A 12,573-nucleotide genomic window follows, 5' to 3' on the forward strand; every position below is an offset into this window, starting at 1 on the left:
ACCCCGTCAGGGCCGGCCTCAGTAGGCCGGTTGCATGGAATCAATGTGCCGCGGCAGCTTGATGGTAAATTGTGCACCCGTTTGGCGCACGGGGTCCACAGGGCTTTTGACATCCAGTTTGCCGCCGTGATCCTCAATAATGCTGTAGACCATGGCTAGCCCCAGGCCGGTGCCTTCGCCAGGATCCTTGGTGGTAAAGAAAGGCTCCAGGATCTGGTCCATTTTGTCGGCCGGAATGCCGCTGCCCTGATCCGTCACCGTAAAGATGATGCTGTACTCGTCTTCGCTGCTGTCCAGAGTAACACGGCCGCCGGGTGGGCTGGCGTCGCGGGCGTTGGACAGCAGGTTGATGAAGACCTGAATCAGGTGCTGACTATCGCCCGCGATAATCGCATTTTTGGCGATGTTGTTGCAATATTCCACCTCGTTTTTGTCTTTCTGTAGCGACAACAGCTGGATGGCCTCATTGGCGCAGGCGCGCAGGTCCACGGCTTCGAATTCGCTTTTCTTGTTCTGGCCGCTGTGTGAGAAGCTCACCAGAGACTGGACGATGCGGGTGACCCGGTCGGTCTGGCTCAGGATCTGTTCCGCCGTCTCCAGCAGTTCGGGGTCGTCCGAGTCGTAGCGCAGGTTCTGGGCCAGGCTGGAAATGCCCGTGATGGGGTTGCCGATCTCGTGCGCCACGCCCGCCGCGAGCCGGCCCACCGAGGCGAGACGTTCGCTGTGGATCAGCTCCTGCTCCAGCAGTTGGGTCTCGGTCACATCCTCCAGCAGAATGACCTGATCGTATTCACCGGTCTGCACGCTCCCCTCGATATTGGCTTTGTGCAGGCTGATCCAGTGCGGCCGCCCGTCCAGCTCGATTTCCTGGCGGTAGTAGTGCGGTTCGCTGTTTTCACTGAAGTCGATCAGCAGGGCGCGCCAGGGCTCTTCCAGGTCGTCCAGGCGCGAGCCGGTGACATCATCGCTGGCAATCTGGGTGAGCAGCTCCATGGCCCGGTTCCACATCAGAATCTCACCGTCCCGGCCCAGCGAGCAGACCGCCATGGGCAGCTCCTCGAGGGTTTTACGGTGGTACAGGCGCAGGTTGTTGAGCTCGGCGGCCATGCCGGTCAGATGGTCGCGATACTGGGAGAGCCGGTTTTCGATCAGGTTGATGTCCAGCGTGTCCCGCCGCTCGGCCAGCTTGTAGGGCAGGTGCCGGTCCATGATCTCGCCCGCCACGTGAATGCCCATCAGCCCGGACAGGTTGGCTTCGATCTGGTCGCGCAGGCGGCGCAGGGCGTAGGGGCGCCGCTCGGTGATTCTCAGCCCGAGCTCACTCAGGGCCACATCCACTTCGCGGCTGGCCGTGACCTTGCCCAGCGAGCGGGCCAGGCGGGGCTTGAACTCGGAGGCGCTGTGCACGTCCAGCGCCTGGCGCACCGGCTGGCTCAGCTCATCGGCGGCGCACAGCTCGGCGCTGTACTGCTCTTCTTCGGTCTGCCGGGTCAGCAGCGAGAGGCCCACAAAGATGGCGGTGTTCGCCCCGAGCGAGAGCAGGGTGACCGCGCTCCAGTGGCCCATCCCCAGGGGCAGGGTGTACTCGGCGCCGGGTATGGGCAGCCCGGAAATTCCGACAATGACCGGAATCAGCAGGCCCACGGCCCAGATCAGGGTGCCCACACTCAGGCCCATGATCAGGCCGCGCCGGTTACCGCGGGGCCAGAAGACAATGGCGAACATGCCCGGCAGAAACTGCAGGGTCTCGATAAAGGTCAGCAGGGCCAGGTGGGTCAGGCTCTGGCGGTTGTCCAGCAGCCAATAGAAAAAGTAGCCGCTGAAGAAAATGGTGGCGATCAGCACCCGGCGCAACCATAGCAGTTGCCGGTAGAGGTCGTCGCGGGTGCGCAGGCTCAGGGCCGGCAGGATCCAGTGGTTCATGACCATGGTCACCAGCGACAGGGTGATGACCACGATGGCGCCGGTGGCGGCCGAGAGGCCGCCGATAAAGGCCAGCACGGTCAGCCCGGGCGACTCGGCCAGGATGGGAACGCCCAGGGTGAAGTACTGGGCCGGCAGCGGTACCGACAGCTCAAAGCCCGCCCAGAGAATGGGGAAGATGGGCAGGGCCATGAGCAGCAGAAACAGCGGAAATGCCCAGGTGACCGTGTGGGTGTTGCGCATCAGCAGGTTTTCGGTCACGCCCATGTGAAAGATGTGCGGCATGGTGATGGCCGTGGCGACGAAGACCAGCAACAGGGTATGGGCCGCGCCATCCTGAACCGGGGCGTGCAACAGCGCCAGGTTTTCCGGGTTCTGCTGCAGCCATTCGTCCAGGCCGCTGAAACCGTCGAACACGCCATAGACGGCCAGCAGGCCAATGGCACAGAGGGCGAAGACCTTGATCAGGGACTCGAACGCCATGGCGGTGAACAGGCCCCGGTGCTGGTCGCGGTTGGAGCCAAACAGAATGGTGAAGACCGCCAGCAGCAGACAGTAGCCCAGGGCCATCAGGTCCTTGAAGGTAAAACCGGTGCCCACCGCCGGCAGGCTCGGATTGCGACTCACCGTGAGGATGTACATGGTGTCGGCAATCGCCTGTATCTGCAGGGCGATCAGGGGCAGAATCCCCAGGAGCATGCACAGGGTTGTCAGGGCCCCGACACCGTGGCTGTGATAGCGGAACACCAGCAGGTCGGCCAGGGAGTGGACCTGATGGCGGTGGGCCAGCTCGGCCAGGGGGGCCAGCGCAACCGGCGCAAACAGGAACAGCGCGCCGGTGCCCAGATAGTAGGCGAGGGCGCCATAGCCGAACTGGAAGGCCAGATCGATCACCCCGTAAAACGCCCAGGCGCTGGCAAAGATGCCCAGCGACAGAATGTAGGTCACCGGGTGGCGGGTGATGGCCTCGGGTATCCAGCCGCGCTCGGTGACCCAGGCGATGCCGAAGAGCACCAGCAGGTAGCCGACGCAGATCAATGCAACATGGAATAACTCAAAGGTCATGGGGTTTCTTCTTGCGAATTTGCACCACGTAGGCGATGACGATGACCAGCACCCAGATTATGTAGGGGCGAAACCAGGCGCCCTCGGGGTTGATGATCCAGGTGAACAGGGTCGGGGAGAAAATGTAGGCGATCAGCAGCAGCAGAATCACCAGACGCTGGTTGTTCATGAGGGGTTCCTCTGCTCCTGTTGGTCGACGGGTTGGGACTTTTCCGCCGAAGCGGCGCGGTCTTTGTCCCGATAATCGGCCGCAGGCGCTTTCCTGTACTCGGCCGCCGGCGCTTCCCGGTCGGGGCCGTTGACGGCGCCGGTGTCCCAGTGCTCCAGAGCCCAGTCCAGTATCTCGCGCACCGGCGCTGAGCGCAGCTCCGGTGGGGGTGATTGCCGCAAGAATACCAGAGCCTGCCAGAGGTTGGAGCCCGCCCGGGCCGGATCCAGCGCCGGTGCATGGTGCTGCTTGCTCAATTTCTGGCCCTCGGCGTTGAGGGCGACGGGCACATGGCCAAAGGCGGGCGCTTCGCCCCCCAGAATGCGAAAGGCGTTGATCTGGCCGGCGGTGAGTTCCAGCAGATCGCCACCGCGGATGACGTGGGTGATCTGCTGGTGGATGTCATCGACGATGACCGCCAACTGATAGGCAAAGAGGCCATCTTTGCGCTTGATGATCGGATCACCCGCCTCCCGGCGGACATTCTGGCGCTGAGGCCCCTGGATCAGGTCGTGAAACCGGACCTCGTCCTCCAGGTTTACGGTCGCGCCCCGTGAGTTGACGCTGGCAGCGTCATACACTTTCAAGCGCCAGGCGTGGGGTTGCACCGTGTCGGGCTGGCGCTCCCGGCAGCGACCATCGTACACACCGCCCATGGCACGGATATCCTTTCGGGTGCAGGTACAGGGGTAAACCAGCCGTTCCGCGTGGAGCCGCTCCAGCACCTCGGCGTAGGCTTCCAGCCGGTCACTCTGGTACAGAACGGGGCCATCCCAGGTCAGGCCGTGCTGCTCCAGGGCGCGCAGTATGGCCTCATCGGCGCCCGGTTCTTCCCGGGGCGGGTCGAGGTTTTCCATACGCAGATGCCAGAGCCCCCCGGCCTGGCGCGCGTGAGCATAGCTTGCCAGAGCACTGACCAGGGAACCGAAGTGCAGGGGACCAGAGGGTGAGGGGGCGAAACGACCAATATAGGGGCGGTGCTCGCCGATGGGCAGCGACGAGGGGGTAGCGTGGTGGCGGTTTGCTGGTGTACTCATAAAGCGAGTATACCCGGGGGCGCCTGCGCGGCCCCCGGACGGCGTCAGCCTCCTACCTGTTTTTCCTTGATTTCGTCCAGGGTCTTGCAGTCCACACACAGCGTGGCAGTGGGGCGGGCCTCCAGACGACGAATACCGATTTCCACGCCGCAGGCGTGGCAGAAGCCGTAGTCATCGTTCTCGATCAGCTCAAGAGTGCTGTCGATCTTCTTGATCAGCTTGCGCTCCCGGTCGCGAGTGCGCAGTTCCAGGCTGAACTCTTCTTCCTGGCTGGCGCGGTCGGCGGGATCCGGGAAGTTGGCGGCTTCGTCCTTCAGGTGGCTCATGGTGCGATCCACCTCTTCCATCAGCTCCCGACGCCAGGCGAGCAACAGCTGGCGGAAGTGCTCCAATTGTTTTTCGTTCATATACTCCTCGCCCTTCTTTTCCTTGTAGGGGGTGAAGTTGCTTATTGAATAGCTTTCCGCGGTAGATGAACTTTTCGGCATGATTTAGCGCCTCGTGTGACTTCCTAATTTGACTGGCCCACCCGGTGGTCGCCTGTTTGCGGAGGCGGGACTCAGGGTGGCTTGCCCGTGTTGACTTGCCGTGGCATCCGGCCCGAGCCGGGTGCCGCTTCAATGATCCAATGGGCCTCAGGTCCTGCTCTGGGCATTGGTTTTGAAGGGATGGCAAGCTACCAGATATCAAATGGCTCCGCTAGTACTTTTTGCTCAATTAACGCTCAGTGTCGGAAGATTGAGCAGGGCGGGTTTTGCTGTGAGAATAGGGCAAAGTTTTTGATTGGTGCATACTATGAGAAATTATGACTCCATAGCTGGAGGTGTGACCGATGACGGCGTGGTTCCCTCGTGGCAGCGCGGGACCCTGATTCGCCGCTACAAGCGGTTTCTGGCGGATGTCCAGCGGGATGACGGCTCGGTAATCACCATTCACTGCCCCAATACCGGCTCGATGAGGAACTGCGTTCTGCCCGAGTCGCCCTGCTGGTATTCCGCCTCGGATAATCCCAAACGCAAATACCCGCATACCTGGGAAGTGGCGACGGTTCCCGGCGGCCATCTGGCCGGAGTGAACACCGGTCGGGCCAACGCCCTGGTGGAGGAGGCGATTCACAGCGGTGTGATCGCCGAGTTGCAGGGTTACCCGGTGTGCCGGCGCGAAGTGCGTTACGGGCAGGAACGCTCGCGTGTCGATTTTCTGCTGGAGGATGGTGATGACCGATGTTACGTGGAGGTCAAAAGTGTCACCCTGATGGAGGCGCCGGGGCAGGGGTTGTTTCCCGATGCCGTCAGTCAGCGGGGCAGCAAGCATCTGCGGGAGTTGATGGAGCGGGTAGCAGCAGGTGATCGCGCCGTGCTGGTATTCTGTGTGCAGCACTCGGGCGTCGAGTGGGTGGCGCCGGCCGATGCCATCGACCCGGTCTACGGTGCCACCCTGCGGCGGGCCGCCGAGGCGGGTGTCGAACTGTTGGCCTACCGCGCCGAGATTGAACCCGAGCGGGCCAGTATCCGCCTGACCCACCCGGTCCCGGTGCGGCTGGACTGACCCGTCCGGACGGGCTTTAAAAAGCGGTGCTACCGGTCAACGGGTGCGGCCAGGATCAGGGTCCGGCGCCGGCTCTCGCCCCTGCGAACAAACACCAGCTCCACCTCGTCGCCCGGTTCGTGCTGCTCCAGCGCGGTCATCAGCTCGTCGTAATTGCGTACCGGCCGGTCGTCGATCCCGGTGATGATATCGCCCAGAACTACGGCACCCCAGCGGTTGCGCTGCGCGCCCCTGAGCCCGATCTTGTCCGCCGGGGAGTGCGGCGCGACGCGCAACACCGGCACGCCTTTCACTCCGGCCCGTTGTGCCCACTGGTCCGGAGCAATATCAATGCCCAGCACCGGGCGCACGATGCGGCCGTGCTCGATCAGCTGCGGCACGATGTCCTTTACCGTGTTGACGGGAATGGCAAAGCCGATGCCGGCATTGGCGCCGCTGGGGCTGTAAATCATGGTGTTGACGCCGATCAGCTGCCCCTGCGAATTGAGTAGCGGGCCACCGGAGTTGCCGGGGTTGATGGCTGCATCGGTCTGGATCACGTTGCGGATCTTGCGCTGGTTGGGTGCCTCGATCTCCCGCCCCAGGGCGCTGACCACGCCGGTGGTCAGGGTGGCGTCCAGGCCGAAGGGGTTGCCGATGGCCAACACTTTGTGTCCGACCGACAGCTTGCTGGAGTCGCCCCGGCGCAGGGGCTCGAGTTTTTTGTCGGGCGCTTCGATCTTGAGAACCGCCAGATCTTTTTCCGGGGCCAGGCCCACGACCTCGGCGGGCCAGATGCTCTGGTCCTGCAGTGTGATCATCAACTTGCGGGCGTTTTCGATGACGTGAAAGTTGGTGACAATGTAACCCCGTTCGTCCCAGAAAAACCCCGTCCCCGCACCGCGCGGTACCGTCAGCAGGTCGAACGAGCGCGGGTCGCGCACCAGTTGCTGATTGGTGACGTAAACCACACTCGGGCTCGCGTACTCGAACACCTCCATGGTGTTGCGCTCATCGTCGGTGGCAAAGTCGGCGCCGAGGGCACTGGATGAGTGTGCGAGCAGGAGTAACGCGACCCAGGCGAGGGTCGCGCGCCATCGTGTGACGGTCGAGCCGGTGCTCGGATGCATGGGGCCTCCTTTCACTGGCGTGTTCACTACTGGACTTTGTTGAGAGCAGCAATGCGCTCTTCCAGCGGCGGGTGGCTGGAGAATAGCCGACCGAAGGTCTGCTTGAACCCGCCGCTGATGGCAAAGGCTTTCATGCTGTCGGGCATGGGGTTCTGCGCCCCGGCCTGTACTTCCGCCTGCAGGCGCTGCAGAGCGCGGATCATGGCACCCCGGCCGGCCAGACGCGCGCCGGCGGCATCGGCCCGATACTCACGGTAGCGGGAGAAGGCCATGACGATGGTAGATGCCAGAATGCCCAGAACGATTTCGGCCACGATGGTAACAATGTAAAAGCCGATACCGTGGCCGTTTTCGGTTTTGAAGATCACCCGGTCAACGGTGTGCCCGATGATCCGCGCGAAGAACATGACAAAGGTATTCACCACCCCCTGGATCAGGGACAGGGTGATCATGTCGCCGTTGGCCACGTGGCCGATTTCGTGCGCGAGCACCGCCCGGACTTCGTCCCGATCGAAGCGCTGCAGGAGCCCCAGACTCACGGCCACCAGGGCCGCGTTGCGGTTCCAGCCAGTGGCAAAGGCGTTGGACTGCTGAGCGGGGAAAATGCCCACCTCGGGGGTTTTGATGCCGGCGTCGCGCGCCAGTTGCTCTACGGTAGTGACCAACCACTGTTCATCAGCGGTTTGGGGGCGCTCAATGATCCGGGTACCGGTGGTTTTTTTGGCAATGAATTTGGACAGGAACAGTGAGATGAACGAGCCGGCAAAACCGAAAATCGCGCAGAATATCAGCAGGCTCTGCAGGTTCAGCCCGCCCGACTGGTCCAGGTAGTGATCAACCCCGAGCAGGGATAGGGTAATGCTGGCGACCAGGATCACCGCCAGGTTCGTCATTAAAAACAAGCCAATTCGCAACACTGTTCAATTCTCCAAGGACAACGATGACAGAGGATAGACCGCAATATCGCGGTTTATATGCGTGCTGGCGCGAGAATTTCAAGAGTGTTTGAAGCGGTATGGGTGGGAAAAAGAAAAGTGGCCACCCCGGAGGGTGGCCCAAGCAACCGTGATTAGCCAGAGGCTGGCGACGTCCGGGCGGGACGCCGCCGATGCCTCGAGGAGAAGATCCGGAGCGTCTCTCGCGTAATCCCCTGGATCACGCAAGTGACAACCAGACTTCCACAACGGTCGGGAGGGGAGAGACCGCCCGACCGTTAATTGAATAATAATTATTATCATTATCGTTGTCAAGCGCGCAGAAGTCCGTCATGCGAACCAGTGCGCATTTTCCGAAAAGCGTCGGGTTAACTTCCGGTTGAGGGGAATCAGCCCTTGGCCTGAAGGGCCAACAGCTGACCGTTGAGTTGGTGGATCTTGGAGGCCATCTCCTCCACCAGCCCCAGGCAGATTTGTGGTTGCAGCTCGACCAGATCGGCGAATTCCTCTTTACGGACCGCCAGAACGGTACAGTCACTGGCCGCAACCACCGAAGCCATGCGTTTCTGCCGGGTAAAGACCGCCAGCGCACCAAAAATCTCATCGGCGAGAACGTCGCCCACCTTGACCCCATCGCGCATGGCATCGGCCTGGCCCTCGAGCAGGGTGTAGACCCGGTCGGCTTCGGCTCCCTGGTGGATGATGGTCTCACCCGCGGAGAAATGCATGAACCCGGCCGAGGGCTGAAATTCCGCGCGAATCTCCTGAGCCAGGGCCGCGCGGTAAAAGCCCGCCGCGTAGAGGCTGTATTCGAGGGCTTTCGAGGGTGACTCTGTCAGCACCTCACTGCGCCGGTAGGGCTCCAGTGTGATCGGGCCCGAGCAGCCGTAGGCGCCCTGATCGACCGGCAGGGCGCGCTCCAGCCCAATGAGATCGCCAGGCGAGTGTCGGGTGATCAGTTTGCCTCCTACGCGGTAGAAGAGCTCGCCCTCTACCAGTAGCCAGACCTCATCCTCGGGCAGGCTGGCCAACAGGTCGTTGCTGGCGGTGCGGGAAAGACGTTCGCCCGAGGGGCTCAACGGGGTGAGCAGCTCACGGGTCAATTCCCGCAATCGGGCGGCGCAGTCGGTGATGATGTCCGACTGTTTGTGGGGTAAATGCATGCTGCCCTCCAGAGAACAGGCCGGCCAGAGGCTAAGGTCGGCCAGAGGATAAGTCGGCGCCGGGGGCCATGCGGTTACCCGTCAGGCTTCGCTCAGCGAGTCCTGTTCGGCCTCGGCCACCAGCTGGTTTTTCATGTCCGGCGGAAGGTCGTTCCAGTGAACGTCCATCAGCGCTCCCTGCAGTGCGTACAGCATGACCTTGGAGACGTTGATGTTTCTGGACTTGATGCGCCGGTAGGCTTCGACGGCGCCGATCTCGCGCAGTTCACTAAAGGTTGTGATACCGATGGCGCGCAGAATATTGACGGTCGCCATTCCCAGGTTCTTGAGCTGGAGTAATTCACTATGACTTGTGGTCATACGGTTGTTGCTCCATTTCTTCGTTATCATTATGGTTAGTGGGCCATGTTCCAACCGCTATGGCCCAGAAGCTAATAGTACATTTTTCGTTGATAAGCGCAAAACTTTTCCGTACTTTGGCGCATAATACTTTCGGATGTAATGCACAATGGTTATTCTGAGGTAGCGAGTGCTCGTCGGAGCGCCTGACGGAAGGATGAAACCACTGACGTGACCGATTTCAACGTTCCAGACAGCCCCTTCGAACCCGGTCGCCAGGCGCTGGTCGGGCTCGATGAAAGCCAATTGGTCCCCAGTGGTTTCGGGGCGGCCCGGGTGCATCGCGGGATACGGCCAGCCCTGGATCAGTTGTCCCAGGCGGCACGTGCCCAGGGCTTCGAGCTGCACATCGCCAGTGGCTACCGCAGCTTCGAGCGCCAGTGCGCCATCTGGAATGCCAAGGCGCAGGGAGCGAAGCCGGTTCTGGACGATGCCGGGCACCCCCTGGACCCGCTCGCACTGACGGCGGTGGAGCGTATTCACGCCATTCTGCGCTGGTCGGCTCTGCCGGGTGCCTCCCGTCACCACTGGGGAACGGATATCGACGTCTACGATGGCTCCCGCCTGGCGGAGGGGGAATCGGTGCAATTGACGCAGGCGGAGACCGAAGGGGACGGGCCCTTTGCCGCCTTTCATCAGTGGCTTTCAGGTTATCTCGCGGGCGATGAAAACCCGGGATTCTACCGGCCCTACGACCGCGACCGGGGTGGCGTGGCCCCCGAGCCCTGGCATCTGAGTTTTGCGCCCCTGGCCAACCGCTACTATCGGGACATGACAGTGGCGTTGTTGCACGAGGCCCTCGAGTCCCGGGATGTGGCGCTCAAGCGGGAACTGTTGCCCTTGCTCCCCGAGCTGGTGACACGCTATGTCCAAGTGCCCGAGGGGCCAGAACCCGCTCCACAGTCGACTCCCGACCATCCCCCGCCCGGTGCGCCGCAATGAACGCTTCTGACTCTCAGCCCGACCTGCCTGACCAGCCCGACGTCCAGCCGGTTTCGCAATTCTCCCTGTTGCGGCGCCGACGGTTCTGGCCCCTGTTTCTGACGCAGCTGGGCGGTGCCTTCAACGACAACTTTTACAAAAGCGCGCTGCTGATGCTGTTCACTTACGGCGGAATCGAGCGCTGGGGCTTGAGCATTGATGTGATCAACAACGTGGTGGCCGCCACGCTGATCGTGCCGTTTTTGGTGTTCGCACCGCTGGCCGGGCAGTACGCCGACAAGTTTGAAAAGTCGGCTTTTATTCGTCTGATCAAGATCGCCGAAATCGGCATCATGTTGCTGGGCGCCCTGGCGCTCTGGCTCAACAGTGCCGCGCTGCTGTTGCTGGTGTTGTTTCTCACCGGCACCCAGTCGGCCTGCTTCAGTCCGCTCAAGTATTCGATCCTGCCTCAGCATCTGGAGCGGGACGAGCTGACCGGGGGCAATGGGCTGCTGCATACCGGCACCTCGGTGGCCATCTTTCTGGGCATGATCGCCGGGACCCTGGCGTTGAGTTTTTCCGGCGGTCGCTGGTGGGTGGCGGCCGGAGCGCTGGCGATTGCCTGGTTCGGCTGGCGCGTCAGCCGCCTGATCCCACAGGCGCCCTCATCCGACCCCGAGCTGGCGCTGCACGGTAATCCCTATCGGCAGACGCGCCGAAGCCTGGCCTGCGCCCGGGAAAACACCATGGTGTTCTGGTGCATTATCGGTTCATCCTGGTACTGGTTCCTCGGCTCGATTTATCTGACCCAGCTGCCCAATTTTACCCGCAGTGTGCTCTCCGGCGCCTCCGCGGCGGTCAGTCTTTTTCTGGTGTTGTTTCTGGCGGGGATCTGCGTCGGCGCTCTCTTGTGTGAGCGGCTCAGCCGGCAGCGGGTCGAGCCGGCGCTGGTGCCTCTGGGAGCGATTCTGGTGACGGTGTTTGGCGTGGATCTGGCGTTCGCCGGCAGTGCCTTCGCCAGTGCCCACCCCGCTCCCGGCCCCGATCTCTATTACTCGGTGGTGGAGCTTCTGCAGCGCCCGCGCTGGTGGCGGGTGGCGCTGGATGTGGCCTTGCTGGGCGTCGCCGGCGGGCTTTACGTGGTGCCGCTGTCCGCTCTGATTCAGAGTCGCAGCCGCGCGGAGCATCGGGCCCAGGTGATTGGCGCGGGCAATGTCATCAATGCGCTGTTCATGGTGGCGGCGTCTCTGGTCGGGTTGCTGGTGCTGGGTATGCTGGGCCTCAGCATCCCTCAGCTGTTCCTGGTGGTCATGGCGCTGCACCTGCTGATATCGGCGCTGGTGTTTGTGCGTCAGCCCGAATTCCTCCAGCGGTTTCGCCAGCGATTTGTGTCTGTGCGATAATTCGCCGCATGGACCAACAGGTAACCAGTGAATCGGGAGACTATCCATTGCCCACCACCGACACCCAGGCGGCGCTCGTCGATGAACTCTGGCAGGCAATCCGTACGGAGGCGCAGGCCGCCAGTCTTGAGGAGCCGGCGCTGGCCAGTTTTTATCACGCCACATTGCTCAACCATGAGAGCTTCGCCAGTGCCGTGAGCTTTCATCTGGCCAACAAGCTCGACAGCCAGGCGGTGCCCGCGATGATGATCCGCGAGGTCTTTGAAGCCGCGATGGCGCACGACCCCAGTATCGAGGCGGCCATGCGCGCCGATATTCGGGCGCATTGTGAGCGCGATCCGGCCTGCGAGAAATTCTCTACCCCGTTTCTGTTCTTCAAGGGTTTTCACGCCCTGCAGAGCTACCGCTTTGCGCATCACCTCTGGCAGCGTGATCGTCGTTCGCTGGCACTCTATTTACAGAATCAGATCTCCCAGGCCTTCGGGGTGGATATTCACCCGGGCGCGCGTATTGGGGAGGGGATCATGATCGACCATGCCACGGGCGTGGTGATCGGTGAAACCGCGGTCATCGGCGATGAAGTCTCGATGCTGCACTCGGTGACCCTGGGCGGGGCCGGGCGGACGGCGGGTGACCGGCATCCCAAGATCGGGCGCGGGGTGCTGATCAGTACCGGTGCCAAGATTCTGGGTAATATTCAGGTGGGCGAGTGCGCCAAAATTGGCGCCGGTAGCGTGGTGCTCGATTCAGTGCCAGCGCACACCACGGTCGCGGGGGTCCCTGCCCGGATCGTAGGACACCCGAAAGGGGAAATCCCCGCGCGGGACATGGACCAGGGGTTCAACGGCGACTGAGCGCTCCG

Annotated in this window: 12 protein-coding genes; 4 read left to right on the top strand and 8 right to left on the bottom strand. The window is 62.2% G+C overall.

Annotated elements, in window-relative coordinates:
• Window positions 1-18: 18 nt before the first annotated feature.
• The 4 genes from AAE484_RS00070 to dksA are packed head-to-tail and all read right to left on the bottom strand — an operon-like array spanning window position 19 to window position 4,721.
• Complete coding sequence (locus AAE484_RS00070) at window positions 19-2,988, bottom strand: ATP-binding protein (protein ID WP_341936265.1); 2,970 nt, start codon at window positions 2,986-2,988, stop codon at window positions 19-21.
• On the bottom strand, window positions 2,978-3,157 hold the full coding sequence (locus AAE484_RS00075) for a hypothetical protein (protein WP_341936266.1): 180 nt from the start codon (window positions 3,155-3,157) through the stop codon (window positions 2,978-2,980). Before AAE484_RS00075 ends, AAE484_RS00070 begins: the two co-directional genes overlap by 11 nt.
• The gene (gene gluQRS, locus AAE484_RS00080; protein ID WP_341936267.1) at window positions 3,154-4,233 is read right to left on the bottom strand and encodes a tRNA glutamyl-Q(34) synthetase GluQRS; all 1,080 of its coding nucleotides are present in this window, start codon (window positions 4,231-4,233) and stop codon (window positions 3,154-3,156) included. Before gluQRS ends, AAE484_RS00075 begins: the two co-directional genes overlap by 4 nt.
• A 44-nt stretch (window positions 4,234-4,277) precedes the next feature.
• Complete coding sequence (dksA, locus tag AAE484_RS00085; RefSeq protein ID WP_341936268.1) at window positions 4,278-4,721, bottom strand: RNA polymerase-binding protein DksA; 444 nt, start codon at window positions 4,719-4,721, stop codon at window positions 4,278-4,280.
• Between the two features lie 307 nt (window positions 4,722-5,028).
• Here dksA and sfsA point away from each other — a divergent pair, with 307 nt between their 5' ends.
• The gene (gene sfsA / locus AAE484_RS00090) at window positions 5,029-5,781 is read left to right on the top strand and encodes a DNA/RNA nuclease SfsA (RefSeq protein WP_341936269.1); all 753 of its coding nucleotides are present in this window, start codon (window positions 5,029-5,031) and stop codon (window positions 5,779-5,781) included.
• 29 nt (window positions 5,782-5,810) lie between these two features.
• On the opposite strand, the gene AAE484_RS00095 is transcribed toward sfsA, so the two are convergent.
• The 4 genes from AAE484_RS00095 to AAE484_RS00110 all read right to left on the bottom strand — a co-directional run bounded on the left by AAE484_RS00095 (window position 5,811) and on the right by AAE484_RS00110 (window position 9,348).
• A complete protein-coding gene (locus tag AAE484_RS00095; protein WP_341936270.1) occupies window positions 5,811-6,890 on the bottom strand; it encodes a S1C family serine protease in 1,080 nt (359 codons plus the stop codon).
• 26 nt (window positions 6,891-6,916) lie between these two features.
• Window positions 6,917-7,807 (bottom strand): protease HtpX, encoded by an 891-nt coding sequence (gene htpX, locus AAE484_RS00100; RefSeq protein WP_341936271.1) that lies wholly within the window; start codon window positions 7,805-7,807, stop codon window positions 6,917-6,919.
• Between the two features lie 407 nt (window positions 7,808-8,214).
• On the bottom strand, window positions 8,215-8,988 hold the full coding sequence (locus AAE484_RS00105; RefSeq protein WP_341936272.1) for a cyclic nucleotide-binding domain-containing protein: 774 nt from the start codon (window positions 8,986-8,988) through the stop codon (window positions 8,215-8,217).
• Window positions 8,989-9,069: 81 nt separating this feature from the next.
• Window positions 9,070-9,348: a TfoX/Sxy family protein gene (locus tag AAE484_RS00110; RefSeq protein WP_341936273.1), complete on the bottom strand. Its 279-nt coding sequence runs from the start codon at window positions 9,346-9,348 to the stop codon at window positions 9,070-9,072.
• 210 nt (window positions 9,349-9,558) lie between these two features.
• On the opposite strand from AAE484_RS00110, the gene AAE484_RS00115 reads away from it, so the two are divergent.
• The 3 genes from AAE484_RS00115 to cysE are packed head-to-tail and all read left to right on the top strand — an operon-like array spanning window position 9,559 to window position 12,565.
• Entirely contained in the window at window positions 9,559-10,329 is a 771-nt protein-coding gene (locus AAE484_RS00115; RefSeq protein ID WP_341936274.1) for a M15 family metallopeptidase, read from the top strand.
• On the top strand, window positions 10,326-11,711 hold the full coding sequence (locus AAE484_RS00120; RefSeq protein WP_341936275.1) for an MFS transporter: 1,386 nt from the start codon (window positions 10,326-10,328) through the stop codon (window positions 11,709-11,711). The genes AAE484_RS00115 and AAE484_RS00120 overlap by 4 nt, the downstream gene beginning before the upstream one ends.
• Before the next feature lie 8 nt (window positions 11,712-11,719).
• The gene (cysE, locus tag AAE484_RS00125) at window positions 11,720-12,565 is read left to right on the top strand and encodes a serine O-acetyltransferase (protein ID WP_341936276.1); all 846 of its coding nucleotides are present in this window, start codon (window positions 11,720-11,722) and stop codon (window positions 12,563-12,565) included.
• The last annotated feature ends 8 nt before the right edge of the window (window positions 12,566-12,573 follow it).

The sequence above is a fragment of the Marinimicrobium sp. C2-29 genome, from assembly GCF_038419845.1.
In the GTDB taxonomy this organism is placed as follows: Bacteria; Pseudomonadota; Gammaproteobacteria; order Pseudomonadales; family Cellvibrionaceae; genus Marinimicrobium.